We start from the raw sequence: 24,741 nt of genomic DNA on the forward strand, positions 1-24,741 counted from the left end.
TCATCTCCATTATTCCAGAAGGATCCGTCGTCGTTTTTTGTGAACTCTTAAAGCCTAGCTAATGAATTCATGTCCTGAATCAAAATGAGACTATTCGTAAGTGTAAAAGTAGATTTACACCGTCACCCAATACGGCTAGATTGAACGCGGTCAGCGTTTCGCTTCGTCTCTTATGAATACCCGAATGGAACAGTTATGAATTATCAAAACGACGATTTACGTATTAAAGAAATTAAGGAACTTTTGCCACCTGTCGCCTTGCTGGAAAAATTTCCTGCGACAGATAAAGCGGCAAAAACAGTCTCTCAGGCACGCAATGCCATTCATAAGATTCTGAAAGGAAACGATGATCGTCTTCTGGTAGTGATCGGTCCCTGTTCCATCAATGATCCCAAAGCCGCCAAAGAATACGCCGCCCGCCTGATGAAAATGCGTGAAGAACTGCAGGGCGAGCTGGAAGTCGTGATGCGTGTTTACTTCGAAAAACCGCGCACGACCGTCGGCTGGAAAGGCCTGATTAACGACCCGCATATGAACAACAGTTACCAGATTAATGATGGTTTACGCATAGCACGCAAATTGTTACTGGATATTAATGATACCGGCCTGCCTGCGGCGGGTGAGTTCCTGGACATGATCACCCCGCAATATCTGGCCGATCTGATGAGCTGGGGCGCAATTGGCGCGCGTACCACCGAGTCTCAGGTTCACCGCGAGCTGTCCTCCGGGTTGTCCTGTCCGGTCGGTTTCAAAAATGGCACCGACGGCACCATTAAAGTGGCGATCGATGCGATCAACGCCGCGGGCGCACCGCACTGCTTCCTGTCGGTCACCAAATGGGGGCACTCCGCCATTGTGAATACCAGCGGAAATAACGACTGCCATATCATTCTGCGCGGCGGCAAAAAACCAAACTACAGCGCGCAGGATGTGCAGGAAGTGAAAGAAGGCCTGAAAAAAGGCGGTCTTCCGGCGCGTATCATGATCGATTTCAGCCATGCCAACAGCAGCAAACAGTTCAAAAAGCAGATGGAAGTCTGTGAAGATGTTTGTGCGCAGGTCGCTGGCGGCGAGCAGGCTGTCATGGGCGTGATGGTCGAAAGCCACCTGGTAGAAGGTAATCAGAATCTCGACAGCGGCGAGCCGCTGGTTTACGGCCAGAGCGTAACGGATGCCTGCATCGGCTGGGAAGATACCGAAGTGCTGCTGCGCAGCCTGGCTGACGCGGTAAAAGCGCGCCGCGGTTAATTCCACTCTCTGTCATTGCCTTTACAAGCCCCGTCAGTCTTGCGGGGCTTTTTATTAGCAGAATGCGCCTTACAGCTCGCAGCGCATATCCATGCAACGCAAATCAGCCTTCGCCATCTCAGAGCGGTACAGACTCTCTTTCACCAGACTGAACCCGTTCTTCTTATAGAATTCAAAAGCATTGGGCGTGGAAGCCAGCGTCAGTGCTCTGAACCCCCTGGACTTCGCCTCGGCTTTTATGGCCTCAAGGATTTGCGTGGCGAGGCCTTTCCCTTCGAATTCCGGCAACGTAAAAATCGCTTCAACACTGCCATTTTTCAGATCGAGAAAACCGGTTGCCGCGGGCGTATCTTGCCCGTGCGCGTGCGCGACGAAAAACGGGTTTTCCTCAATCGCTTTGCGGTAGCCGGGAGGCATTTGATCCGGCGTCCACGCCATGACAACCCCGGCATCATAAGTATTGTGACATCCGTGGCGGATCGCCCGGTTACGGATGTCCCACAGTGTTTCTGCTTCATCGGGTGAGGCGAGTCTGACGGGCATGGGTTTCCTCCTGCGGGTGCACAGACAAAAAAGGCACGCTTTCGCGTGCCTCTGTCAGTTTTTCTGCGTAACGCAGAAAACGCGAAATTACTTCGCTTTACCCTGGTTTGCCACGGCCGCTGCTTTCGCTGCGATTTCGTCGGCATTGCCCAGATAGTAATGTTTAACAGGTTTGAAGTTTTCGTCGAATTCGTAAACCAAAGGAACACCTGTAGGGATGTTCAGTTCCAGAATTTCGTCTTCACCCAGATCATCCAGGTATTTCACCAGAGCACGCAGGGAGTTACCGTGTGCTGCGATGATCACGCGCTCGCCGCTTTCGATGCGTGGTTTGATCACTTCCGTCCAGTAAGGGATCACGCGTTCGATGGTCAGCGCCAGGCTTTCAGTGGTCGGCAGCTCTTCCGGTTTCAGTTTTGCGTAACGCGGATCGTGGCCTGGGAAACGCTCGTCGCTTTTTTCCAGTTCTGGTGGTGTCACGGCAAAGCCACGACGCCATTGTTTAACTTGCTCGTCACCGTATTTTTTCGCGGTTTCAGCTTTATCCAGACCCTGCAACGCACCGTAGTGACGTTCGTTCAGTTTCCAGGATTTCTCAACCGGCAGCCATGGCTGATCCAGTTCGTCCAAAACGCTCCACAGGGTATGGATGGCACGTTTCAGCACAGAGGTGTAGGCGAAGTCAAAGTGGAAGCCTTCGTCTTTCAGCAGTTGACCGGCCGCTTTTGCTTCGGTACGGCCCTTCTCGGACAGTTCAACATCATGCCAGCCGGTAAAACGGTTTTCTTTGTTCCACTCACTTTCACCGTGTCTTACCAGTACCAGTTTGGTTACAGCCATAGCTAAACTCCTCAGTTAACTGAATTTTCAATGATAACAATTATCATTATAGGGTCTTGGTATCCTCATCGGCAATCTGTATGTACGCTGATTGGCGGTGTGTCATACCGTTTGAGGTTAAACATAACGAATTTGCTGCGGGGATGTAAAACAAAACGCGCAGACGGTTGCCCGAACCGCGCATTTTGTCTAAAAGTGCAGCGTAATTAGCTGGCTTTTTTGAGGCAGGTACTCATGAACGTTTTACGCGCGTCGCCTTTCAGGTCTTGCTTCGCCGCATCGGCATTACAGGTTTTCATCTTCTTCTGCTGAGGATTCATTTTATCGTCAGTTTTGGCCTCTGCTTTCAGGCAATTGCTCATGAATTTTTTACGGTCTTCGCCCTTGAGTGACTGCGTGGTGGCCTGCGAATTACAATCTGTCATCTTTTGACGTTGCGCAGTCTGTGCCGCAGAAGGGGTTTTGACCGGGTCGGCCGCCAGAGCTGAACCGGCGGTGCACAAGGTAGCCAGCAGGGTGAATAAAACAGGTAAGCGCATAACGAACTCCTTAATGAACGTCCTTTTCGCAGGACACCCCTTAAGCGTAGATGCGGCGGAAGTCTTTAGCTGAAAATGTGCTGATGCAGATGCGGGATGAGTCACAAAAAGGACAGGATCGGGCGATCCTGTCCTCGGGAATTACAGCGCGAAGAACTGATAAGTCGTGGCCGACTTATAGGTCTGCCCCGGTTTTATCCAGCAACTTGGCTGCGGCCAGGTGGCGTGGTTGGGGCTGTCTGGCAGGAATTCACTTTCAAGCGCCACACCGCTGTAGCTGGCATATTCACCGCCGCTGCGGTTTGGCGTTCCGCCAAGGAAGTTGCCGCTGTAGAGCTGCAATGCCGGGGCTGAGGTGAAAACGCTCATCTGAACTTTACCGTCAGCGGACCATAAATGCGCCGCCGGGAATTCACCGGAATTGCAGGTACGGTTAAGCAAATACGCATGATCGTAGCCTTTCACACGTTGCTGATCGCGGTCGCTGAGGAAATCTTTCGCCAGTGTTTTCGGTGCATTGAAGTTCATGCCGGTGTTTTCCACCGTCGTCGGATCAGCACACGGAATGCCGTCGCTGTCGACCGGCAGGAAGCGATCGGCAAACAGCTGTAACTTGTGCTGGCGCGCATCGGTGCCTTCGCCATCGAGGTTGAAATAGGCGTGATTGGTCAGATTGACCGGACACAGTTTATCCACGGTGGCTTCGTAGCGGATTTCCAGACGGTTATCGTCAGTCAGCTGATAATGCACCGTGGCGGTCATATTCCCAGGGAACCCCTGATCGCCGTCGGCGGAAAACAGCTGGAAACTGATTTTTTGTGCGGTCCGGGACAGGATCTTCCAGCGGCGCGCGTGGAAACCTTCCGGCCCGCCGTGCAGCTGATGAACGCCCTGGTTGGCGACCACCAGATGCGGTTTACCGTCGATCTCAAACTGAGAACGGGCGATGCGGTTGGCATAACGTCCCACGGTTGCGCCGAGGTATGCGCTCTGGTTCATATAATCGTGTGGCGACTCACAGCCGAGCAACAGTTCTCGTGTGGAACCGTCCGCCAGTGGCAGCGTGAAAGAAAGCCAGGTTGCGCCCCAGTCCATGAATGTGGCGGTGGCACCCGCCGCATTCTGTAGCGTTACCTGTTCAAACGGCTGGCCATCGGGGGCCAGCTGTGTGTTTTCAGGTTTTAACATACGCCTGCTCCTTGTGAAGCGGTGCAGACGTAGAAGGTTTCTTTCAGGCCGCTGTGCGCCTGATATTGCTGTTCAACCGCGTAACGGACTTTTTCCACCATGTCTTCCGGCACCAGCGCCACGATGCAGCCACCGAAGCCGCCGCCGGTCATGCGCACACCGCCTTTATCGCCAATCACTTCTTTGACGATGTCCACCAGCTTGTCGATTTGCGGTACGGTGATTTCGAAATCATCGCGCATGGAGGCGTGAGATTCCGCCATCAGTTCGCCCATACGTTTCAGGTCACCGCTGGCCAGTGCGTCAGCCGCTGCCAGCGTGCGGTCGTTTTCAGTGATAACGTGACGCGCACGGCGTGCCACCACCGGATCCAGCTCGTCCTGAATGGAGAAGAACAGGGCCGGGTCTACGTCACGCAGCGCTTTCACGCCGAAGAAGCGGGCCGCCACTTCGCACTGTTCGCGACGGGCGTTGTATTCGCTGTCCACCAGGCCGCGTTTCACGTTGGAGTTGATGATGACGACGGCTGCATTTTTCGGCATAGACACCGCGCGGGTTTCCAGCGAGCGACAGTCAATCAGCAGGGAGTGATTTTCCTTGCCGAGGGCGGAAATCAGCTGATCCATGATGCCGCAGTTACAGCCGACAAACTGGTTCTCCGCTTCCTGGCCGTTCAGCGCCAGCGCCACGCCGTCCAGCGGCAGGTCGTACAAAGATTTCAGCGCCTGACCCACTGCCACTTCCAATGATGCCGATGAACTCAGGCCCGCGCCCTGTGGCACGTTGCCGCTGATCACCATGTCTGCGCCGGAGAAATCTTTATTACGCAGCATCAGATGTTTCACCACGCCGCGCACGTAGTTGGCCCACGGGTGCGTGTCGGAGTGCAGAATAGGTTCGTCGAGAGAGAAGCTGTCTTCATCGTTGTCATAATCGGCGGCGATCACGCGGATCGTGCGGTCATTACGCTGCGCGCAGGCGATCACTGTTTCATAGTCGATGGCACACGGCAGCACGAAGCCGTCGTTGTAATCGGTATGTTCGCCAATCAGATTCACGCGGCCCGGCGCCTTGATGGTGATGGTCGCAGGGTAGCCGAATTTATCAGCAAAGATTTCAAGTGTTTTAGTTTTCAGATTCATTGTTTTTCTCCGGCCTCACGATAATGAACATCACTCACCGCCCGCAGACGTTCAGCCGCTTGTTCCGCCGTCAGGTCGCGTTGGGTTTCAGCCAGCATTTCGTAGCCGACCATGAATTTGCGTACCGTGGCTGAACGCAGCAACGGCGGATAGAAGTGGGCATGTAACTGCCAGTGCTGGTGGTCGCCTTCGGTAAACGGCGCGCCGTGCCAGCCCATTGAATACGGGAAAGAGCACTGGAACAGATTGTCGTAGCGGCTGGTCAGTTTTTTCAGGGCCAGGGCTAAATCACTGCGCTGTGCGTCGGTTAAATCAGTGATGCGCAGGATGTGTGCTTTCGGCAGCAGCAGTGTCTCGAATGGCCACGCCGCCCAGTAAGGCACCACCGCCAGCCAGTGTTCGGTTTCCACCACCGTACGGCTGCCGTCGGCCAGTTCGCGCTGCGCATAATCGACCAGCATCGGCGAACCCTGTTGTTCGAGATAGGCACGTTGCAGGCGGTCTTCACGTTCAGCTTCGTTTGGCAGGAAACTGTTGGCCCAGATCTGGCCGTGCGGATGCGGGTTGGAGCAGCCCATTGCCGCGCCTTTGTTCTCGAAAACTTGCACCCACGGGTAGGATTTACCCAGATCAGCACTCTGTTCCTGCCAGGTTTTCACCACATAGGTCAGCGCTTCTACGGAAAGTTGCGGAAGCGTTTTGCTGTGATCGGGTGAAAAGCAAATCACCCGGCTGGTGCCGCGCGCACTTTCCAGACGCATCAGCGGATCGGTACTTTCCGGCGCAAACGGTGTGTCTGGCATCAGTGCAGCAAAATCGTTGGTGAACACATGGGTGCTGGTGTACTGAGGATTCACATCACCGGTGACGCGGGTATTCCCCGGGCACAGGAAGCAGTCAGGATCGTGCGCCGGCAGAACCTCATCCGAAACGGCTTCCTGCTGCCCTTGCCACGGGCGCTTGGCGCGGTGCGGGCTGACTAAAATCCACTGATCGGTCAGCGGATTGTAGCGACGATGTGGGTGATCAATTGGGTTAAACGTGGTCATAAAGATTCCTTAGTCCGCCTTAATCTGGGTAACCTTGCGGGTTTTTCGACTGCCACAGCCAGGTGTCATTCGCCATATCTTCCAGCGTACGGGTGACTTTCCAGTTGAGCTCTTTTTCGGCTTTGGCCGGGTCTGCCCAGTAGGCCGGTAAGTCGCCGTCACGGCGTGGTGCAAAGGTGTATTTCACCGGTTTGCCGCAGGCTTTGCTGAAGGCGTTGATCACTTCCAGCACGCTTTGGCCGAAACCCGCGCCGAGGTTGTAAATGTGAACGCCGGATTTATTGTGCAGGGTTTTCATCGCTGCCAGATGGCCGTCAGCCAGATCGACCACGTGGATGTAATCACGCACGCCGGTACCGTCTTTGGTCGGATAATCATTGCCAAATACGGCAACGGACTCACGGCGCCCGACAGCCACCTGCGCGATAAACGGCATCAGGTTATTCGGTACGCCCTGCGGATCTTCGCCCATCAGGCCTGACGGATGTGCGCCGACCGGGTTGAAATAGCGCAGCAGCGTCATGCTCCACTCCGGCTCAGCGCGCTGAACGTCTTCCAGAATTTGCTCGACCATCAGTTTGCTGCGGCCATAAGGGCTGGAAGGGTTACCGGTCGGGAAGTCCTCAACGTAAGGTGTTTTTGGCTGATCGCCATACACGGTCGCCGAGGAACTGAAAATCAGGTTTTTGACGCCCGCATCGCGCATCGCTTCAAGAAGGACCAGCGTACCGGTGACGTTATTGTCGTAATACGCCAGCGGTTTGGCGACGGATTCGCCCACGGCTTTCCAGCCTGCGAAGTGAATCACCGAATGAATCTGGTGTTCGCTGAAAATTTTATCGAGGATCGCGCGGTCACGGATATCGCCTTCGTAGAACAGCGGCGTTTTGCCGGTGAGCGTGTTGATACGTTCAAGCACGCTGACTTTACTGTTGTGAAGGTTGTCCAGAATGACGGGTGTGTAACCCGCTTCAATTAACTGCACGCAAGTATGACTGCCGATGTAACCGCTACCACCTGTGACTAAGACGTACATAATCGCTCCCCGATGAGTATCAATGTTGCAACGATATCACGCTGCTAGGCTGAAAAAGGTGATCCATCCCCAATAAAATGGAATCGCTTACACAAACAGTTTACCACCTTTCCACGGCGCTAAACAGGTGATACCGGCGATATCGAAAGCGGAGTGTAAATCATCTCGCCCCACAACAGGCGGCTTGTGTAATCGATTACACTGATTGTTCAGCAGGGTTTGAAAACAGTTTCAGGGGAGAAAAAAGCAGGATGTCGTCAGAAAAGCGGCCTTCCGCAGCAGGAAGGCCGTGAGGGATTACAGCTGTTCTGTCTGATACCGGTAGATATCGCCGTCAGGAATAAAACTCAGGCGGTGAGTAATGCACTCAGGCGCATCTTCAGCGTGATGCGAAACAAACAGCAACTGGGTGTCACCTTCGCCAATCAGAATATCGACAAAGCGGCGCACCAGCTGACGGTTGATCGGATCCAGACCCTGTAAAGGTTCATCGAGGATCAGCAGCGCAGGGTGTTTCACCAGCGCGCGGGCAATCAGGGCCAGCCGCTGTTGCCCCCACGACAAACTGTGAAACGGCGTCTCTCCGGCGCTGCCGCCGAGGCCGAGAAGAGTCAGCCACTGCGATGTGAGCAGGCGCTGCCGGTCAGAAACGGCCTGATAAATCCCGATGGAATCGAAGAAACCCGACGTAATGACGTTGCGCACGCTGGTGCTGACGCGGTAGTCGAGATGCAGGCTGCTGCTGACGTAACCGATATGGCGTTTGATGTCCCAGATGGTTTCACCGCTGCCACGACGGCGGCCAAAAAGCGTCAGATCGTTGCTGTAGCCCTGCGCGTGATCGCCGGTAATCAGGCTGAGCAGGGTGGATTTACCCGCTCCGTTTTGCCCGGTGATTTGCCAGTGCTGACCGGGGTCAACCTGCCAGCTCAGGTGATGCAGGATAGGTTTATCGTCGTATTGCACCACACCGTCGCGCAAAACGATCAGCGGGCAGTCTGCCGGCGGGCTCACACGCATCGTCGGGTCTTCGGCTTCCGGTACCGCCATGCCGCTCAGGCTTTCACTGTGCGCCAGCTGCGCCACCAGGGCGTCGGCCATCACCTGTTCACGCGGGCCGAATGACGCCAGCGTGCAATCGGCCAGCACGCCGACGTGTTGAACGAACGGCGGAATATCGTCAAAGCGGTTCAGCACCAGCACCATGGTCTGCCCGTGTTCTGCCAGCGTGGCGAGCAACTGCGCCAGCTGGGCGCGGGCGTTGACGTCCAGACCGTCGAAGGGTTCGTCGAGCACCAGCAAATCGGGTTGTTGCATCAGCACCTGACATAGCAGTGTTTTGCGGGTTTCGCCGGTAGAAAGGTATTTGAAGCGGCGATCGAGGAGTTTCTCAATGCCAAATTGGGCGGCGAGGGCGGCACAGCGCGCCGGATCTTTCACCTCTTCCTGAATGATGTCAGCGGTGGTGCGGCCGGTATCGTCCTCGCCTTCACTGAGCAAATCGGTGTTGTTGCGCTGCCATTCATCGGCCACCAGTTTTTGCAGCTGCTCGAAAGAAAGCCTGACGATATGCGCAAAACTGGTCTCGCGCGTGCCTTTGAGAAGCGTTAAGTCACCGGCAAGCGCACGCGCCAGCGCGGATTTTCCGCTGCCGTTGGAGCCAACGAAGGCCCAGGTGTCACCCTGCTGCAGGGTCAGATCGGAAAGTGTGAGGGTTCGGGTATCGCTAAGGCGGAAAATACCTTGCGAGATGTGCAACGACGGCATGATTTATCCCTTTTTATGCAGGCATGTTATGTAAGAAGGGATAAGCGCTGCCGCCGTGCAAGTCAATTGACAATTCTGCAAAGTGTTAACGCTGATTCTGCAAGGATATGATTAACAGGGCATTTTTAGCACAGCGTGGCAAGAATCACTTTATCGTCATCAAACTGAGCAAACACAGACTGACCGGTCGCCAGCCGCAGACTGTCGGTATCCTGGTTCGGCACGGTGGCGCACAACGTCTCGCCGCCGGTGAGTTTCAGCAGCACCTCGCTGTTCAGTTCGCCGCGCTGAATATGGGTCACTTCGCCCGGTAATGCGTTATGCGGATTTTCTGCGCTGAGCCCGAGGGTGATCCACGGCGCTTTGATCAGCACCAGCACTTCTTTGCCGGGCGTCAGCGCCAGCCGGTCAGCACTTTGTTCGGTGATGGCGGCGCGGATCCGGGTTTTGCCATCAGCCAGCACCACATCAATATGCTGTTGTACCGTTTCGTGGCTGCGTTCCACCACGTTGCCGAAGAACTGATTGCGCGCGCTGGTCTGCAGGGAGAAGCGCGAAATGGCGGCCAGCAGGCTGTCGAGGGGCAGGGAATCTTCTTTAAGCACATCAAAAGCTTTTTGCTGGATGTGCGCCAGCAGTTCGTACAGTTGGATCAGCCGCTCACCGTAAGGCGTGAGGATCGCGCCACCGCCGCCTTTACCGCCGGTACTGCGCTCGACCAGGGTATCATCCGCCAGCTGGTTCATCTCGTTGATGGCGTCCCACGCGCTTTTATAACTGATACCCGCCAGCTTCGCGCCCTGGCTGATTGAACCGGTATGGCGTATCTGGCGCAGTAATTCCATACGACGCGGGTCAGCGAACAACCGCTCCCGCAGCTTGAGGGTTAACAGGATTTCAGCTTGCATGTCAGCTTCCTTAATGGACGAAGGGGCATTGTCGCCGTTAAACCGGTCTGCAGGCAAGTTGGCGAAATGCTAAAGTAATTGCAGCCCCGTGCTGTTATTATCCGTCACAGTCTGTAATTCAGTTTATGAACATCGCCGTGTTGTGCGATTCAGCCAGTCAAGTGAGGCTATCATGTTAGAATTAATCGAAAGTTTGGTATTCGCTGCCATCATGGTGCCGATCTTCATCGCGGTGATCCTGGGCCTGATCTGGGGACTGGGCGAAGTTTTCAACATCATTTCGGTCGTCGGCCACTCTAAAGAGTCCCGCAATAAGCCTCATTACTGATACCTGCAGTATTGATTCGAATAACCCGGCCCCTGTGCCGGGTTTTCTTTTTTCTAAGTGCAGTGAAGCAGACAGCCCTTGGAAAACTCTTCAGCGAAGCCAGATCAACAAACATCAAGTTCCTGCCATTTCCGCCGATAAATCAGATGACACTCCTTTTTCCTGCGCTATATTGTTGCATACATAACGCATCTTCAAAAGCATGAATAACCCATAACAGGCGAGGAAAAATGATGAAAACTTCTTGGGCTAAATTATTAACGGCGACCGTGCTGGTGGCTGGTCTGAACGTTCAGGCGCAGGCCGCAGAGAAAATCACGGTGTTTGCCGCCGCGTCGCTGACTAACGCCCTGCAGGATATCGCCACGCAGTATCAGAAAGAAAAAGGCGTGCAGGTGGTGTCTTCTTTCGCGTCGTCATCCACTCTGGCACGCCAGATTGAGCAGGGTGCACCGGCCGATCTGTTCATTTCTGCCGATCAGCAATGGATGGATTACGCCATCGGCAAGCAACAAATTGTCGATAACACCCGTTATACTCTGCTCGGCAATGAGCTGGTGCTGATCTCGGCTAAAACCAGCAAAATCGATAAAGTCGATATCTCTGAAAAAACAGAATGGCTGAAACTGATTGGCGACAGCCGCTTAGCCGTGGGCGATCCGGATCACGTCCCGGCGGGCATTTATGCGAAAGAGGCGCTGCAAAAACTGGGTGCCTGGACCACGCTGGAACCGAAACTGGCGCGCGCCAGCGACGTGCGTGCCGCGATGGCGCTGGTAGAGCGTGAAGAAGCGCCGCTGGGTATCGTGTACGGCTCTGATGCCATCGCCAGCAAAAAAGTGAAGGTTGTCGGTATCTTCCCGGCTGCAAGCCATAAGCCGGTTGAATATCCGATGGCTATTGTTAAAGGCCATGAAAATCCAACGGTCAGCGCGTTTTACGATTACCTGAAAACGCCTGCTGCCGCTGAGATCTTCACCCATTATGGATTTACGCCACGCAAATGATGTTGAGTGAATATGAGTGGCAGGCGGTATTTCTCAGTCTGAAAGTATCGAGCCTGTCCGTAGTTTGCAGTCTGCCACTTGGTATTCTGATGGCGTGGATTTTGGTCCGCTGCCGTTTTCCCGGCAAATCCCTGCTCGACAGCATTATCCATCTGCCACTGGTGTTACCGCCGGTGGTGATTGGCTATTTGCTATTGGTGGTGATGGGAAGGCGCGGCGTGGTGGGCGAGTGGTTGTACGCGTGGTTCGGATTCAGCTTCAGCTTCAGCTGGCACGGCGCGGTACTGGCTTCTGCCGTCGTTGCCTTTCCGCTGATGGTGCGTGCCATCCGCCAGTCGCTGGAAGCCGTTGACCCCAAGCTGGAACTCGCCGCCCGGACGCTCGGCGCCTCGCCGTGGCGGGTGTTTTTCACCATTACCCTGCCGCTGTCCGTTCCTGGCGTGATCGTCGGCGTGGTGCTGGCATTTGCCCGCTCGCTGGGAGAATTTGGCGCAACCATTACCTTCGTCTCCAACATCCCTGGTGAAACCCGCACCATTCCGCTGGCGATGTACACCCTGATTGAAACCCCCGGCGCAGAGGGCGCCGCCGCGCGGCTTTGCGTGCTGGCTATCCTGCTGTCACTGGCGGCATTACTGATTTCTGACTGGCTGGCAAAGCGCAGCCGAACGCGGCTGGGAGGCTGACATGCTGGAACTGGATTTCAGTCAGCAACTGGGTGAGCTGAATTTACAGGTCACACAAACCTTACCGGCGCAGGGCATTACTGCCATTTTCGGGTTATCCGGCGCAGGGAAAACGTCGCTTATTAACGCCATCGGCGGGCTGACAAAACCCGACAGCGGCCATATTTCCCTGAATGGCCGTCTGCTGTCTGACGCGCAGGGCAAGATTTTTCTGCCGCCGGAAAAGCGGCGTGTCGGTTATGTGTTTCAGGATGCGCGGCTGTTCCCGCACTATCGGGTGAAGGGAAATCTGCAATACGGCATGGCGGCATCGATGCGCGGCCAGTTCGACAGTATTGTCCGTTTGCTGGGCATTGAAGCTTTGCTCGACCGTTTTCCGCTCACACTTTCCGGCGGAGAAAAGCAGCGCGTCGCCATTGGCCGTGCGTTACTCACTGCGCCGGAAATTTTGCTGATGGATGAACCGCTGGCAGCGCTGGATCTTCCGCGTAAACGCGAACTCATGCCTTATCTCGAACGGCTGGCGCAGGAAGTCAGTATTCCGATTTTATACGTGACGCACAGCCTGGATGAAATTCTGCGGCTGGCGGAAAAAGTCCTGGTGCTGGATGCCGGTAAAGTATTGGCGATGGGCACTCTGGAAGAGGTCTGGGCGAGCAACGTGATGCGCCCGTGGCTGCCGAAGGAAGAACAAAGCAGCGTGCTGAACGTCAGCGTGCTGGAGCACCATCCGCGTTACGAAATGACCGCGCTGGCGATCGGCGATCAGCGTTTGTGGATAAGCAAAGTGGACGAAGATCCGGGCACGCCGTTGCGGGTGCGGGTCAATGCCACCGACGTTTCGCTGGTGCTGCAACCGACCGCCAATAACAGCAGCATTCGCAACGTACTGCCCGCGCAGGTGCTGGAATGTCTTGAGGTCGGCAATCAGGTGGAAGTGAAACTGGCGATGGCCGGCCACGTCATCTGGGCGCGTATCACGCCGTGGGCGCGGGACGAGCTGATGATCCGCGCTGGCCAGTGGCTGTATGCGCAGATTAAAAGCGTGTCGGTCAACCGTTAATCTTTTGGCGTATTGAAGTTTTCATACAGGCTCAGCACCTGCTCGGCGAAATCGTCGTCAATAATATAGAAATAGCATTCCGGTACGTTCAGCACGCGCGCGAAATGGCACAAGGTGTCGAAGTTCGGGCTGTACGTCCCGCTCTCATACTGCGATACCCGCGAACGTGCGGTGCTTTCATCAATGCCTCCTAACACACCCAGTTTCTCCTGCGTGAGTTTGGCTTTCTTCCGTGCTGATTTCAGTCTGTGCGGGATCATAGTCAATAACCATATAAACTGTATTGACGTTATGTTAAGCATCCCTTAACATATTGTTGTTTAGAGTTACTGAACGACGTAACGAGAAAGTGTAGACCACATTTCAACGGCTGAACCTACAACAAAAGGAAGAACGATGAAAAAGGAAAGTGACTGGCATCCGGCGGATATCATTGCCGGACTGCGTAAACGGAAAACGTCGCTGGCCGCGGTATCCCGCGAAGCCGGATTAGGGTCTTCGACGCTGGCAAATGCACTGGCGCGCCCCTGGGCGAAAGGCGAAATGATCATTGCAAAAGCGCTGGGGGTGCCCCCGGCGACGATCTGGCCAAGCCGCTATTTCGATGAAGATCACCAGTTAATTCAGCGCCGCGTCCGGCCTGAAAAGCATAAGACGGAATGCTGATGTTCCGCCCGGCATGACATAAAAAAAGCCTTCCTCGTGGCGGAGGAAGGCTTTAACGGTGTCTATGTCGACAGATGTGAACGCGGGATCAGTTCAGGACTTTACTGCGGATAACCTCCGCGATGCCCGGCGTTTCATGGTCGCCAATCACCAGCGCGGCTCGCTCTTTAATGGCATCGACTGCATTGCCCATCGCGACGCCCAGCCCGACGTTTTCCAGCATGCTGAGATCGTTAAAGTTATCCCCGAAGGCCACCACATCCCGCATGCTCATGCCCTGAGATTCGACCCACTCCTGCAAACGACGGCCTTTGCTGTTCCCGCCTTTGGCTACGTCCACCTGATCGTGCCATGACCACTCGCAGGCCAGGCCCAGTTCATTTTCTACCTGAGCGGCAAAAGTGTGCAGCGCATCCAGATCCTGATGTGAGGTGGCGAATTTCCACACGGACTGCGCTTCATCGGCTGCGTCCCGCAGGCTGTTGACGTGAACGATGTTCGGGCGCTGGCCTTCCGGCAGCGTTTCACCCCAGGCGATGGAACGGCTGACGTGGCCGCTCGGTTGCTGATAAAGCATGGCATCATCAACATACAGCAGGCCATGAATGCCGTGATATTCCAGCAGGTCGACCACTTTTTTGGCTTTCACTTTATCCATCGGATCGGAGGTCAGAACCTTACGTGCCTGATAATCATACAGATAGGTACCGTTACAGCAGATAGCCGGTGTATCAAGCTGTAAGGCCTGATAAAACGGATGAATCGCGACGTGATGGCGTCCGGTGACGATGACCACTTTGATTCCCTGTGCGCGGGCGTCGGCCAGCGCAGACAAAGATTCCGGCAGAATACGTTTTTGACGGTCGAGCAACGTACCGTCGAGATCAAGTGCGATGATGCGATAAGTCATGGGCAGTCCATCATAAAGTGAGAGGATCGAAGAAATTATCATCATGTTACCGTGTTAAGCCTGCTAATTAAACCTGCAAACCCGCCATACTTGTGCAGTGAATGCCCTGCCGGAAGGCCAACAGATTTAGGGCATGGCTGCTGCCGGGTTGTTGGGTTATCCTGAACTACGCTTTCAAATCTAATGAGATTTAATAAGGAGTTGTGATGAAGCAAGTTGTCTACGTTGCCAGCCCTGATAGCCAGCAAATCCACGCTTTTCGTTTAGAGGACAAGGGTGAACTGAGCCTGCTGCAAACCGTGGAAGTGCCGGGGCAAGTACAGCCGATGGTGATCCATCCTGACGGTCACCGTCTGTATGTGGGTGTGCGTCCTGCATTTGGCGTGCTCACTTACCGTATCGATCACGAAGGCAAACTCGAAGAAGCATCGATGGCCCCGCTGCCGGGCAGCCCGACGCATCTGGGTATCGATCTGCAAGGGCGCTTTGTGTTCTCCGCCTCCTACAGCTTCAACAACGTCAGCATTCATCCGCTGGATGAGCAGGGCCACGCGCTGGCACCGACGCAGGTTCTGGAAAATATTCAGGCTCCGCACTCTGCCAATATCGATCCGACCAACCAGTTGCTGATGATCCCGGCGCTGAAAGAAGACCGCATCCGTCAGTTCGATTTCAGCCAGCAGGGCGAGGCCACGCCGCATGAATCCGCCGAACTGCGCACGGTGGAAGGGGCCGGTCCGCGCCACATGGCTTTCCATCCGAACCACCATTTCGCCTACTGTGTGAATGAACTCAACAGCAGCGTGGATGTGTATCAGAAAGATGTGACCAGTGGCGAATACCGTCAGGTGCAGACGCTGGGCATTATGCCTGCTGATTTCACCGGCACCTGCTGGGCAGCAGACTTGCACATTACGCCGGACGGCAAATTCCTGTATGCCTCTGACCGCACGGCCAGCCTGATCTCGGTAATGACCGTATCTGAAGACGGCAGCGAACTGACGCTGGCGGGGCATCACGCGACACAAACACAGCCGCGCGGTTTCAACATCGATCACAGCGGTCAGTTTGTGATCACTGCCGGTCAGAAATCCGATGCCATTGAAGTGGCGAAAATTGATCCGGCAAATGGTCAGCTGACCACGCTGAAAACTTACCCTGTGGGCAAAGGCCCGATGTGGGTGAGTATTCTGGACATTCGTAACTGAGACTGAAGGCTAAACAAACCTCAATCAATGCGTCAGACTTATGATTCATTTTGTGTGGGTGAATAATACCGTCAGGTAATAATGATCAAGCCCCTGTATTAAGGGGCTTTTTTATCCCTGAGCTTCCCGTGCTATTGTTAAGACTTATTTTCATCTCCCTCTAAATATTGTGCCTATCAGGTCGATAACTCTCCCGCTATTCACTCATTCTGTGCTGGCCTTGCCACCTCAGAGTCAGTCCTTTTGGTCAATCAGGGAGAAGAAAATGAATGTACTTTCAGGGATCGCTGGCCCCGTTCGCCACGCCACTATCGCTAATAAACTGGGAGCCGGTTTCGCACTGGTGTTGCTGCTGGGCTCGCTCGTGGCGGTATCCGGGATCTACCATCTGACCCGTATCAATGAGCGGGCAGAAAAAGTGACGCTGCTCAAAACCGTCAATGATCTGCTGAGCAGCGCGAAATTTTCACGCCTGTCCTACATGGCGACCAAAGATCCAAAGTTTGTCGAAGAGAACGCTCAGGCGCTGGATAAACTGGAGGCCAGACTGGCCGATGTTGCCGCCTATACGTGGGACGAACAGGATCAGCCTCTGGAAGAGGCGATGCCGGAAAACATCCGTCGTTACCGGGAAAGCTGGCAACATACGCTGAATCCTCCGGCCGGAAGCGACGCGCAAGACATCTCTGCACAACTCGCCGCCGCCGGGCTGGCGCTGACCTCAGCATCCAACACGATGCTCGATCATGAAATCGCCAACACCCATCACGAAGTCAGCCAGACCATCACAGAAATGGTGGGCATTGTCATTGCCACCATCATTGCAGGGGCGTTGATTTCATGGCGGATGACCCGCCAGCTGACCCTGCCGTTGCGCCGGACGCTGGCGACGGCGGAACGCATTGCGGCCGGTGATTTGACTATGCACAACGCCAGCCACAGTTTTGATGAAGTCGGGCAACTGAGCCGCGCCATCGAAGGCATGAACAAGAATCTGCACGGGATCATCGGCAATATTCGTGAAGGCGTGACGCAGGTGTCGCGTGCATCCGGTGAAATTGCTGCCGGAAATATCGATCTGTCGGCACGCACCGAAGAGCAGGCGGCGGCATTAGGGCAGACCGCGGCCAGCATGGAAGAGCTGACTTCAACGGTAAAACAAAATGCCGATAACGCCACGCAGGCCAGCCAGCTGGCATCCGACGCCGCAGACACCGCTGCACGCGGGGGCAAGCTGGTGAGTGATGTGGTGGGTGTCATGAAAGAGATTGCCGTCAGCTCGAAGCAGATTTCCGAGATAACCACCGTGATCAACGGCATTGCTTTCCAGACCAACATTCTGGCGCTGAATGCGGCGGTTGAAGCGGCGAGAGCCGGTGAACAGGGGCGGGGCTTTGCGGTTGTCGCCAGCGAGGTGCGCAGCCTGGCACAGCGCAGCGGGCAGGCGGCGAAAGAGATTGAAGGGCTGATTCAGAAGTCCGTCGCCAACGTGAATAACGGCTCGCAACTGGTCGCTAAAGCGGGTGACACCATGGAAGAGATTGTCGGATCTGTCCGTCACGTTACGCAGATTATTCATGAAATTGCCTCGGCGTCGGATGAGCAAAGCAGGGGGATCAGCCAGATTGCGCTGGCCGTAGCGGAAATGGATACCGTGACCCAGCAAAACTCGGCGCTGGTACAGCAGTCAGCCAGCGCGGCGGCATCGCTGGACGAACAGGCGGTGACGCTGGAACGAACGGTGTCCGTCTTCCGTCTGGGTAACGAAGCGCAGTAAGGTCTTCTCTGAACGAAAAAAAACCGCCGGAGGCAACCCCGGCGGTTTTTTCATCAGATCAGACTGAATTACTTCGCAGGCTGAGTCAGCACGTTGTTGTACTGCCACAGGCGGTTGAAGTTTGTGTCGTTCAGGTTGCGCTGCTGTTTTTCATCTTTCGGCACATTGCCCGCGAACTGACGGCCTGAGAACGCTGCTGCGCCCCAAGGGTTCATCTGGTCGTAGCTGTTGTCGAAGCTGCTGTCGCGGATAACCAGCTGGCTGCTGGCACCGTCCACATCCCACGCACGGCCCATTTTCGCTTTCGCTGCCTGCTCGAAACCACGGTCGCCGGTCAGATTACTGTCGATGACCAGGAAGCCATAAGGCGCATTGGCCGGAGTATTCGGGGCGAAGACAGACGCTTCTTTCACGCCACGGCTGCTGACGGTGTGGAATTCCACATGGTCAAACACCGCAAGGGCACGGCCAAACACGTAATCCACATCACCCACGATCAGGCTGTTGTGCACGTAAGCGCGGCTGTAACGGTTGTTGTCCGTTTCGTTATGGATGTTGGCGGTATTGACCATATAGGTGTTCTGACGGCCAATCAGGCGCACGTTATCGATCCCCACATTGTCGCCATCGGTACGCAGCGCTACGGCGGAATGATCGCCTGCGTCAACGGTGTCGAGGGTGGCATTACCGATCGTCAGGTTCTGCAGTTGCAGGCCGTTGCTTTGTGACCAGACGGTGGCAGAACAGCCGGTGCCGATAGTGTCGGTGGTCAGCGTTGCGCAGTTTTTATACATGTAGAATGCGCGATCGCCTGGCAGGAACTGGCCGTTAGGGCTGACGGTTGCACGGTAAGTTGCCGGTGTGCTGGCCGCTTCCAGACCCTGAGACAGGGTGACGTCAGAAGGGCTGGTGCCTGCACCGAATAAGGTGACTGGCGGAGAACCTGCCGGAATGTAAACCGCGCCGTTATAGGTGCCTGGCAGGATCTTGATGAAGATGCGTTCACCGTGGTTACGCACGGCCAGCGCTGCGTTCACCGCCAGCTGTACGTTAGTGTATGCCGCGCCGTCGGTACCCAGTTGCGGGCCGACCACGAAGTCTGTTTTTACGCCATCCGTGCTGGCCAGTTTAGGGAACCAGCCCTGTTTCTGAACCTGCAAAGAAGGGCCGCCAAAGGCCAGATAATTTTTTGTTGTGAAGTTGGTCGCTTCGTCCGCAGATAACACGGGCAGGGACGCGGTGCCCGGAGCAACCTGGCTCGATAAGCCTTCGTGGCTGCTGCTACATGCCGCCAGGAACAGGCTGGCTGACAACACAGCGCACGCGCGCGACAGGGTGGAAATATTCACTGTGACTGACTCCTTGATGAAGAACATTATTCTTTTTTTAAAAGTTGCGGTGAAAGCCGCAATAAAAAACGGTGGTCAGCAAAACTGACCACCTTTTCTGGTTCTTTTATACCACAGGAATCAGCTGTATATCACTGTCAGTGATGCTTTGCCGAGCGTATGGAAGTGCACGTTGAAACCGAGGTAGGCACCGCTGGCCTCTTCGTTGACGTCGAGATGTTCCACATCGAGGGCATACACGGTGAAATGGTAGTGGTGATGCTCGCCCTGCGGAGGTGCTGCGCCGCCGTATCCGGCCTTGCCGAAGTCCGTACGGGTTTGCACGGCACCGGCAGGCAGACCGCCTTTGCCGGAACCTGCGCCCTGCGGCAACTCGCTGACGTCAGCCGGAATATTGGCGACGCCCCAGTGCCACCAACCGGAGCCGGTAGGCGCATCCGGGTCATAGCAGGTGATCACAAAACTTTTGGTGCCTTCCGGTGCGCCGGACCAGGCCAGATGCGGTGACAGATTGTCGCCGGTGTAGCCCATACCGTTGAAGACCTGCGTTTCCGGCATTTTCTCGCCGTCGCGCAGATCGTTGCTGGTCAATGTAAATGCCATAAAACCCTCATCTGATAGTGTGTCGTTGTTCGTCAGATTACTTGCCAGCCGCCTCAGCGCCCAGCATTTTCAACAATGCCTTAGCAACGGCGGTTGAAGAGGCCGGGTTCTGGCCGGTGATCAGTTTTCCATCGGTCACGGCATAAGAATGCCAGTCGGCCGCTTTACTGTAATCCCCGCCATTTTTTTTCAGCTCATCTTCTACCAGGAACGGCACGATGTCGGTGAGGCCCACGCCATCTTCCTCGCTGTTACTGAACCCGGTGACGCGCTTGTCCTTCACCAGCGGCGTGCCGTCTTCCAGCAGAACATTGCGCAAAACGCCCGGCGCATGACAGACGGCGGAAACCGGTTTGCCCGCTTTCCAGAATGCCTGAATTAACGCGATGGAATGCGCATCTTCAGCCAGATCCCACAACGGGCCGTGACCGCCCGGATAAAACACCGCATCAAAGTCTGCGGCGCGGACGTCGGCGAGTTTCACCGTCGTGGCCAGTGCGTGCTGCGCCTCTTTATCCTGCCGGAAGCGGTCGGTGGTTTCTGTCTGGGCGTCCGGCTCATCGCTTTTCGGATCCAGCGGCGGCTGACCGCCTTTCGGTGAAGCCAGCGTCAGCGTGGCACCCGCATCCAGAAATTCATAATAAGGCGCGGTGAATTCTTCCAGCCAGAAACCGGTTTTCTTGCCGGTTTCGCCGAGTTTATCGTGTGATGTCAATACAATCAGTAATTTCATGTTACCTCCTGTGGACGTCAGCAGGGATTAATCCTGCCCGACACGGACAACCAGTTTGCCAAAGTTTTTCCCCTCAAGCAGCCCGAAGAATGCCTGCGGTGCGTTTTCCAGCCCTTCCACGATATCCTCGCGGAACTTCACTTTACCGGCCTCAAACCATTCGCTCATTTGCGCCGCGAATTCATGATAACGGTGGCCGTAATCATCAAAAATAATGAAACCCTGCATACGCAGGCGTTTCTTAAGGATAGTCCCGGTCAGCAGCGACAGACGATCCTGCCCCTCATTCAGGCCGGTGGCGTTGTACTGTGAAACCAGCCCGCAGACCGGAATACGCGCTTTGGTGTTGAGCAATGGCAGCACAGCATCAAACACCTCGCCGCCGACGTTTTCAAAGTACACGTCGATACCGTCCGGGCAGGCGGCTTTCAGGCGCTTATCCAGATCGGGTGCGCGGTGATCCAGACATTCGTCGAAACCGAAATGCTCAACGGCGTAGCGGCATTTCTCTTCACCCCCGGCGATACCGACCACGCGGCAGCCTTTGATCTTGCCGATCTGCCCGACCAGCGAACCGACCGGGCCGGTCGCCGCGGCCACAACCAGCGTTTCGCCTGGCTTAGGTTCGCCGATATCCAGCAGGCCCATAAAGGCGGTAAAGCCCGGCATACCCAGCACACCCAGCGCCAGGGAGGGTTGTTTCAGCGCGGCGGCTTCCAGTTTCTTCACGGTTTTGGCGTCTGCCACCGCGTAATCCTGCCAGCCGGTGCTGCCGACCACCAGATCGCCGGTTTTGAAATCCGGGCTGTGAGATTCGACCACGCGGGAAACGGCGCCGCCGGTCATCACTTCACCGATTTGTACGGGCGCAGCATAAGAAGGCGCATCGCTCATACGGCCGCGCATGTACGGGTCGAGTGAAAGCCACACGGTGCGCAGTAATAACTGACCGTCTTTGGCCTGCGGTAAAGGGGCTTTTTCGAGGCGGAAATTTTCGTCAACGGGTTTACCGTGAGGGCGTGAAGCCAGCACGATGCGGCGGTTTTCGGACTGTAATTGAGGCATACCTGTTCCTTTCCGTTTGCGTATAAGAGCGTTAAAAATTCAAACAATAGGGAATAAGTATAGGACGCGAAGTCATTTGCGCATAAAGCGGTTGATGCTGTACCTGGCTAAGTCAGACGATTCTGCATCAAAGTGTGATCATCATCTTTTCCTATGATACCCGCCGGGAAATCCCTTTGCCCGGGAGAGGTACACAGGTATGTTTGGTAAGATTTTTGACCAATTGCTCCATCTTATCTTTAAGATTAATAAGCATAAAAAAGGGATCACGATGCGTAAAACAACACTGGCACTCAGTGCCGTTTGCCTGATGCTCAGCCTGAATCACTCTGCGGTTGCCAAAGAGTCCGCACCTGCGCCGCTCTATCCGGGCGTCAACGTGGCGCAACTTGCGCAGCAGTCGCCGGTACACTGGGTATCCGTCGCACAAATCGAAAACAGCCTGCAAGGGCGCGGGCCGGTGGCGGTCGGGTTTGATATTGATGATACGGTGCTGTTCTCTTCGCCGGGCTTTTATCGCGGGCAACTCGAGTTCTCGCCGGGCAAACAGGATTATCTGAAAAACCCGCAATTTTGGGAAAAGATGAACAACGGGTGGGATGAGTTCAGCATGCCGAAAGAAGTGGCGAAAGGCCTGATTGCCATGCACATCAAACGCGGTGACAGCATTTATTTCGTCACCGGCCGCAGCGAAACCAAAACCGAGACGGTCACCAAAACCTTGCAGGAAGATTTCCAGATCCCACAAGACAAAGTGAATCCGGTGATTTTCGCCGGTGACAAAGCGGGGCAGAACACCAAAACGCAGTGGCTGAAAGACAAGCAGATCAAGATTTTCTACGGCGATTCAGACAACGACATCACCGCAGCGCAAGCCGCAGGTGCCAGGGGCATCCGTGTTCTGCGTGCGTCTAACTCAAGCTATAAACCGCTGCCGCAAGCCGGCGCCTATGGCGAAGAAGTGGTGGTGAATTCGGAATACTGACGGGCAGTAAAGCTGCAACACAAAGCGTCAGCAGATAATGCCAGTTGATCATGTCAACTGGCATTGGCTCGAAAATTTACTTCACACTCACATCAATATCGCCGAAATATTTCTTCGACAGCGTTTGCACGGTGCCTTCCTGCTTCACTTTGGCGATGGCTTTGTCGAGTTTCTCTTTGGTGGCTGTATCGCCTTTACGCAGACCGAATGCAATGCCGCTGCCGAGGATCTTATCGTCACGCACGGCGTCACCGACAAATCCGTAATCTTTTCCGTCCGGACGGGACAGGAAACCGGTCTGACCGGCAGGAGCCAGCACTAATGTGCCGTCAAGCCGGCCCGAGGAGAGATCCAGATAAACCTGGTTCTGATCCTGATATGACACCACATCCACGCCTTCAGGTGCCCAGTGCGCCTTCGCATAACTTTCCTGAATTGAACCCTGTAATACGCCGATGTGTTTCCCTTTCAGCGAGTCAACGACAGGCAGCAGGCCGGAGTCTTTTTTAGCGATCAGTTTGCTGGGTACGCGGTAAATGACGTCCGTGAAATCAATGGCCTGACGGCGTTTTTCGGTGACGTTCATTGCGGAGTTAATGGCGTCAAATTTTCGTGACTGCAGGGCGGCAATCAGGCCATCGAAAGAGGTGTCGTACCATTCGCATTTTACGCTGGCGGCAGCGCAGACGGCGTTGCCCAGATCGATATCAAAACCCTGTAATTCGCCGGTGGCGCTTTTAGATTCGAACGGCGGATATTGCGCTTCCAGGCCAAATTTCAGCGTGGAACCGTCAGCCAGTGCGGAGAAAGACGCCACGGCGCAACCTAACAGTAATGCGATGTTTAATTTTTTCATTATTCACAATTCCCCAGCGTGATGCAGATAAATACAAAGGCTCAGACGCGACACAGGCGACGTGCGCCTTCATACAACGTGTCGTTATCTTTGGCGAAACTCAGGCGGATAAGCCCGGTGGGTTTGTTATTGCTGTAAAACGCCGACAGCGGAATCGTCGCAATCTGATGATCACGGATCAGGCTCAGCACAAATTCGTCGTCGGAGAGCGGGCTGAAATGGCTAAAACGCGCCAGCATAAAGAAACTGCCACGGCTGGGCAGTAATTCAAAGCGGGATTCACTGAGCGCGTCAGCCAGCAAATCACGCTTTTGCTGATAGAAATCCGCCAGCCCGAGATAACTTTGCGGATCCGCCATCGCTTCGGTGAAGGCGACCTGCATCGGCGTGTCGGCGGAGAACATCATAAACTGATGCACTTTGCGGATTTCATTCATCAGTTCTTCAGGCGCCAGGCAGTAACCGACGCGCCAGCCGGTGACGTGATACGTTTTGCCGAACGACGACACAATGACGCTGCGCTCCGCCAGTGGCGGGTGGCAGGCCATGCTCTCGTGGCGCTCGCCATCAAACACCACGTGTTCGTAGACTTCATCGGACAAAATGATGATGTCGGTGTTTTCCGTCAGCGCGGTCAGGCGTTCAATGTCGAAATCGGAAAAGATGGCGCCGGTCGGGTTGTGCGGGCTGTTGATGATGATCATTCGCGTGCGGCTGTTGATTGCACTCGCCACCTGATCCCAGTCGATGCTGAAATCTTCCATCGACAGGCTGATCGCGACCGGTTTTGCCCCCTGCAATCGCACAATCGGCGCGTAACTGTCGAACGAAGGTTCGAAGTAAATCACCTCATCGCCCGGATGCACCAGCGCGCTGATGGCGGAGTAAAGCCCTTCGCTGGCGCTGGCCATGACCGTGACTTCCGCATCCGCGTCATACTGGCAGCCGTAAAGTGCCTCGACCTTCGCCGACAACGCATGGCGCAATGCCGACACGCCGCTCATCGGGGCATATTGGTTATGACCTTCACGCATGGCTTTGGTCACGCTGTCGATGAGCGACGGCTGACAGGAGAAATTCGGTGCGCCCTGCGACAGATTAAGGGCATTGTGCTCGGCGCTCAGCTGACCAATCACCGTAAAAATGGTGGTGCCGACGTCCGGTAATTTTGACTGCGGTAACAGTGCGCTTTTCATGGCAGACTTCCCAAAAAATTCAGGCCAGACGGCCATCAGTAGGTCAAAA

The 24,741-nt window shown here is 55.1% G+C and carries 26 protein-coding genes; 9 read left to right on the forward strand and 17 right to left on the reverse strand.

All coding sequences use genetic code 11. The features are described from left to right. Positions 1-195: 195 nt before the first annotated feature. Positions 196-1,248: a 3-deoxy-7-phosphoheptulonate synthase AroG gene (aroG, locus tag ACQZQY_RS11550; RefSeq protein WP_056771688.1), complete on the forward strand. Its 1,053-nt coding sequence runs from the start codon at positions 196-198 to the stop codon at positions 1,246-1,248. A 69-nt stretch (positions 1,249-1,317) separates the two neighbouring features. Here aroG and ACQZQY_RS11555 read toward each other — a convergent pair whose 3' ends face one another. From ACQZQY_RS11555 to modE, 9 genes are all read right to left on the reverse strand, one after another. Then, complete coding sequence (locus tag ACQZQY_RS11555; RefSeq protein WP_431297110.1) at positions 1,318-1,791, reverse strand: GNAT family N-acetyltransferase; 474 nt, start codon at positions 1,789-1,791, stop codon at positions 1,318-1,320. An 87-nt stretch (positions 1,792-1,878) separates the two neighbouring features. Further along, entirely contained in the window at positions 1,879-2,631 is a 753-nt protein-coding gene (gpmA, locus tag ACQZQY_RS11560) for a 2,3-diphosphoglycerate-dependent phosphoglycerate mutase (protein WP_056771695.1), read from the reverse strand. A gap of 206 nt (positions 2,632-2,837) precedes the next feature. Beyond that, positions 2,838-3,170, reverse strand: coding sequence for a PsiF family protein (locus ACQZQY_RS11565; RefSeq protein ID WP_056771698.1), 333 nt, complete (start codon positions 3,168-3,170; stop codon positions 2,838-2,840). A gap of 141 nt (positions 3,171-3,311) precedes the next feature. Further along, complete coding sequence (gene galM / locus ACQZQY_RS11570; protein ID WP_056771702.1) at positions 3,312-4,358, reverse strand: galactose-1-epimerase; 1,047 nt, start codon at positions 4,356-4,358, stop codon at positions 3,312-3,314. Then, entirely contained in the window at positions 4,352-5,500 is a 1,149-nt protein-coding gene (galK, locus tag ACQZQY_RS11575) for a galactokinase (RefSeq protein ID WP_421670393.1), read from the reverse strand. The genes galM and galK overlap by 7 nt, the downstream gene beginning before the upstream one ends. Continuing rightward, a complete protein-coding gene (galT, locus tag ACQZQY_RS11580; protein ID WP_431297111.1) occupies positions 5,497-6,549 on the reverse strand; it encodes a galactose-1-phosphate uridylyltransferase in 1,053 nt (350 codons plus the stop codon). Before galT ends, galK begins: the two co-directional genes overlap by 4 nt. 19 nt (positions 6,550-6,568) lie before the next feature. Further along, positions 6,569-7,585: a UDP-glucose 4-epimerase GalE gene (gene galE / locus ACQZQY_RS11585; protein ID WP_136375552.1), complete on the reverse strand. Its 1,017-nt coding sequence runs from the start codon at positions 7,583-7,585 to the stop codon at positions 6,569-6,571. Between the two features lie 297 nt (positions 7,586-7,882). Further along, the gene (gene modF / locus ACQZQY_RS11590; RefSeq protein ID WP_431297112.1) at positions 7,883-9,352 is read right to left on the reverse strand and encodes a molybdate ABC transporter ATP-binding protein ModF; all 1,470 of its coding nucleotides are present in this window, start codon (positions 9,350-9,352) and stop codon (positions 7,883-7,885) included. 125 nt (positions 9,353-9,477) lie between these two features. Continuing rightward, positions 9,478-10,260 (reverse strand): molybdenum-dependent transcriptional regulator, encoded by a 783-nt coding sequence (gene modE, locus ACQZQY_RS11595; protein WP_421670390.1) that lies wholly within the window; start codon positions 10,258-10,260, stop codon positions 9,478-9,480. Between the two features lie 172 nt (positions 10,261-10,432). Between modE and ACQZQY_RS11600 the strand changes: the two genes are divergently transcribed. The 4 genes from ACQZQY_RS11600 (at position 10,433) to modC (ending at position 13,344) form a co-directional block, all read left to right on the forward strand. Further along, positions 10,433-10,588: an AcrZ family multidrug efflux pump-associated protein gene (locus ACQZQY_RS11600; protein WP_072158040.1), complete on the forward strand. Its 156-nt coding sequence runs from the start codon at positions 10,433-10,435 to the stop codon at positions 10,586-10,588. Positions 10,589-10,821: 233 nt separating this feature from the next. Further along, positions 10,822-11,595 (forward strand): molybdate ABC transporter substrate-binding protein, encoded by a 774-nt coding sequence (gene modA / locus ACQZQY_RS11605; protein WP_056771724.1) that lies wholly within the window; start codon positions 10,822-10,824, stop codon positions 11,593-11,595. Further along, the gene (gene modB, locus ACQZQY_RS11610) at positions 11,592-12,281 is read left to right on the forward strand and encodes a molybdate ABC transporter permease subunit (protein ID WP_122095850.1); all 690 of its coding nucleotides are present in this window, start codon (positions 11,592-11,594) and stop codon (positions 12,279-12,281) included. Before modA ends, modB begins: the two co-directional genes overlap by 4 nt. A gap of 1 nt (position 12,282) precedes the next feature. Next, positions 12,283-13,344, forward strand: a complete 1,062-nt coding sequence (gene modC, locus ACQZQY_RS11615; protein ID WP_431297113.1) for a molybdenum ABC transporter ATP-binding protein ModC — start codon at positions 12,283-12,285, stop codon at positions 13,342-13,344. On the opposite strand, the gene ACQZQY_RS11620 is transcribed toward modC, so the two are convergent. Beyond that, positions 13,341-13,604, reverse strand: coding sequence for a helix-turn-helix domain-containing protein (locus ACQZQY_RS11620; RefSeq protein ID WP_056771734.1), 264 nt, complete (start codon positions 13,602-13,604; stop codon positions 13,341-13,343). The genes modC and ACQZQY_RS11620 overlap by 4 nt on opposite strands. A gap of 136 nt (positions 13,605-13,740) precedes the next feature. Here ACQZQY_RS11620 and ACQZQY_RS11625 point away from each other — a divergent pair, with 136 nt between their 5' ends. Then, the gene (locus tag ACQZQY_RS11625; RefSeq protein ID WP_056771737.1) at positions 13,741-14,010 is read left to right on the forward strand and encodes a helix-turn-helix domain-containing protein; all 270 of its coding nucleotides are present in this window, start codon (positions 13,741-13,743) and stop codon (positions 14,008-14,010) included. 88 nt (positions 14,011-14,098) lie between these two features. Here ACQZQY_RS11625 and ACQZQY_RS11630 read toward each other — a convergent pair whose 3' ends face one another. Further along, the gene (locus tag ACQZQY_RS11630) at positions 14,099-14,920 is read right to left on the reverse strand and encodes a pyridoxal phosphatase (protein ID WP_431297114.1); all 822 of its coding nucleotides are present in this window, start codon (positions 14,918-14,920) and stop codon (positions 14,099-14,101) included. A gap of 206 nt (positions 14,921-15,126) precedes the next feature. On the opposite strand from ACQZQY_RS11630, the gene pgl reads away from it, so the two are divergent. Both pgl and ACQZQY_RS11640 read left to right on the forward strand, forming a co-directional pair. Continuing rightward, complete coding sequence (pgl, locus tag ACQZQY_RS11635; protein ID WP_122095847.1) at positions 15,127-16,128, forward strand: 6-phosphogluconolactonase; 1,002 nt, start codon at positions 15,127-15,129, stop codon at positions 16,126-16,128. 265 nt (positions 16,129-16,393) lie between these two features. Then, positions 16,394-17,905, forward strand: a complete 1,512-nt coding sequence (locus tag ACQZQY_RS11640; RefSeq protein WP_431297115.1) for a methyl-accepting chemotaxis protein — start codon at positions 16,394-16,396, stop codon at positions 17,903-17,905. A 68-nt stretch (positions 17,906-17,973) separates the two neighbouring features. On the opposite strand, the gene ACQZQY_RS11645 is transcribed toward ACQZQY_RS11640, so the two are convergent. The 4 genes from ACQZQY_RS11645 to ACQZQY_RS11660 all read right to left on the reverse strand — a co-directional run bounded on the left by ACQZQY_RS11645 (position 17,974) and on the right by ACQZQY_RS11660 (position 21,655). Next, the gene (locus ACQZQY_RS11645) at positions 17,974-19,254 is read right to left on the reverse strand and encodes a putative acyl-CoA thioester hydrolase (RefSeq protein WP_431297116.1); all 1,281 of its coding nucleotides are present in this window, start codon (positions 19,252-19,254) and stop codon (positions 17,974-17,976) included. Between the two features lie 120 nt (positions 19,255-19,374). After that, positions 19,375-19,857, reverse strand: coding sequence for a kinase inhibitor (locus ACQZQY_RS11650; protein ID WP_122095845.1), 483 nt, complete (start codon positions 19,855-19,857; stop codon positions 19,375-19,377). 37 nt (positions 19,858-19,894) lie between these two features. Continuing rightward, a complete protein-coding gene (locus ACQZQY_RS11655) occupies positions 19,895-20,590 on the reverse strand; it encodes a type 1 glutamine amidotransferase domain-containing protein (protein ID WP_431297117.1) in 696 nt (231 codons plus the stop codon). A 27-nt stretch (positions 20,591-20,617) separates the two neighbouring features. Continuing rightward, complete coding sequence (locus ACQZQY_RS11660) at positions 20,618-21,655, reverse strand: NADP-dependent oxidoreductase (RefSeq protein ID WP_056771762.1); 1,038 nt, start codon at positions 21,653-21,655, stop codon at positions 20,618-20,620. 271 nt (positions 21,656-21,926) lie between these two features. On the opposite strand from ACQZQY_RS11660, the gene aphA reads away from it, so the two are divergent. Beyond that, positions 21,927-22,640 carry an acid phosphatase AphA gene (gene aphA, locus ACQZQY_RS11665; RefSeq protein ID WP_122096111.1) on the forward strand — a complete coding sequence of 238 codons (714 nt, stop codon included), beginning with the start codon at positions 21,927-21,929 and terminating at the stop codon, positions 22,638-22,640. A 76-nt stretch (positions 22,641-22,716) separates the two neighbouring features. Here aphA and ACQZQY_RS11670 read toward each other — a convergent pair whose 3' ends face one another. Together ACQZQY_RS11670 and ACQZQY_RS11675 are read right to left on the reverse strand one after the other, a co-directional pair. Continuing rightward, a complete protein-coding gene (locus tag ACQZQY_RS11670) occupies positions 22,717-23,496 on the reverse strand; it encodes an ABC transporter substrate-binding protein (RefSeq protein ID WP_056771767.1) in 780 nt (259 codons plus the stop codon). Positions 23,497-23,537: 41 nt separating this feature from the next. Then, positions 23,538-24,692, reverse strand: coding sequence for a methionine aminotransferase (locus tag ACQZQY_RS11675; protein WP_431297118.1), 1,155 nt, complete (start codon positions 24,690-24,692; stop codon positions 23,538-23,540). Between the last annotated feature and the right edge of the window lie 49 nt (positions 24,693-24,741).

Origin of the sequence: Rahnella sp. PAMC25559 (assembly GCF_050632365.1) — a bacterium.
Taxonomy (GTDB): domain Bacteria; phylum Pseudomonadota; class Gammaproteobacteria; order Enterobacterales; family Enterobacteriaceae; genus Rahnella; species Rahnella rivi.

Bases quoted from the DNA above. Each gene is read 5' to 3' on its own strand.
- aroG (WP_056771688.1), top strand. From the start codon at position 196: ATGAATTATCAAAACGACGATTTACGTATTAAAGAAATTAAGGAACTT.
- ACQZQY_RS11555 (WP_431297110.1), bottom strand. From the start codon at position 1,791: ATGCCCGTCAGACTCGCCTCACCCGATGAAGCAGAAACACTGTGGGAC.
- gpmA (WP_056771695.1), bottom strand. From the start codon at position 2,631: ATGGCTGTAACCAAACTGGTACTGGTAAGACACGGTGAAAGTGAGTGG.
- ACQZQY_RS11565 (WP_056771698.1), bottom strand. From the start codon at position 3,170: ATGCGCTTACCTGTTTTATTCACCCTGCTGGCTACCTTGTGCACCGCC.
- galM (WP_056771702.1), bottom strand. From the start codon at position 4,358: ATGTTAAAACCTGAAAACACACAGCTGGCCCCCGATGGCCAGCCGTTT.
- galK (WP_421670393.1), bottom strand. From the start codon at position 5,500: ATGAATCTGAAAACTAAAACACTTGAAATCTTTGCTGATAAATTCGGC.
- galT (WP_431297111.1), bottom strand. From the start codon at position 6,549: ATGACCACGTTTAACCCAATTGATCACCCACATCGTCGCTACAATCCG.
- galE (WP_136375552.1), bottom strand. From the start codon at position 7,585: ATGTACGTCTTAGTCACAGGTGGTAGCGGTTACATCGGCAGTCATACT.
- modF (WP_431297112.1), bottom strand. From the start codon at position 9,352: ATGCCGTCGTTGCACATCTCGCAAGGTATTTTCCGCCTTAGCGATACC.
- modE (WP_421670390.1), bottom strand. From the start codon at position 10,260: ATGCAAGCTGAAATCCTGTTAACCCTCAAGCTGCGGGAGCGGTTGTTC.
- ACQZQY_RS11600 (WP_072158040.1), top strand. From the start codon at position 10,433: ATGTTAGAATTAATCGAAAGTTTGGTATTCGCTGCCATCATGGTGCCG.
- modA (WP_056771724.1), top strand. From the start codon at position 10,822: ATGAAAACTTCTTGGGCTAAATTATTAACGGCGACCGTGCTGGTGGCT.
- modB (WP_122095850.1), top strand. From the start codon at position 11,592: ATGATGTTGAGTGAATATGAGTGGCAGGCGGTATTTCTCAGTCTGAAA.
- modC (WP_431297113.1), top strand. From the start codon at position 12,283: ATGCTGGAACTGGATTTCAGTCAGCAACTGGGTGAGCTGAATTTACAG.
- ACQZQY_RS11620 (WP_056771734.1), bottom strand. From the start codon at position 13,604: ATGATCCCGCACAGACTGAAATCAGCACGGAAGAAAGCCAAACTCACG.
- ACQZQY_RS11625 (WP_056771737.1), top strand. From the start codon at position 13,741: ATGAAAAAGGAAAGTGACTGGCATCCGGCGGATATCATTGCCGGACTG.
- ACQZQY_RS11630 (WP_431297114.1), bottom strand. From the start codon at position 14,920: ATGACTTATCGCATCATCGCACTTGATCTCGACGGTACGTTGCTCGAC.
- pgl (WP_122095847.1), top strand. From the start codon at position 15,127: ATGAAGCAAGTTGTCTACGTTGCCAGCCCTGATAGCCAGCAAATCCAC.
- ACQZQY_RS11640 (WP_431297115.1), top strand. From the start codon at position 16,394: ATGAATGTACTTTCAGGGATCGCTGGCCCCGTTCGCCACGCCACTATC.
- ACQZQY_RS11650 (WP_122095845.1), bottom strand. From the start codon at position 19,857: ATGGCATTTACATTGACCAGCAACGATCTGCGCGACGGCGAGAAAATG.
- ACQZQY_RS11655 (WP_431297117.1), bottom strand. From the start codon at position 20,590: ATGAAATTACTGATTGTATTGACATCACACGATAAACTCGGCGAAACC.
- ACQZQY_RS11660 (WP_056771762.1), bottom strand. From the start codon at position 21,655: ATGCCTCAATTACAGTCCGAAAACCGCCGCATCGTGCTGGCTTCACGC.
- aphA (WP_122096111.1), top strand. From the start codon at position 21,927: ATGCGTAAAACAACACTGGCACTCAGTGCCGTTTGCCTGATGCTCAGC.
- ACQZQY_RS11670 (WP_056771767.1), bottom strand. From the start codon at position 23,496: ATGAAAAAATTAAACATCGCATTACTGTTAGGTTGCGCCGTGGCGTCT.
- ACQZQY_RS11675 (WP_431297118.1), bottom strand. From the start codon at position 24,692: ATGAAAAGCGCACTGTTACCGCAGTCAAAATTACCGGACGTCGGCACC.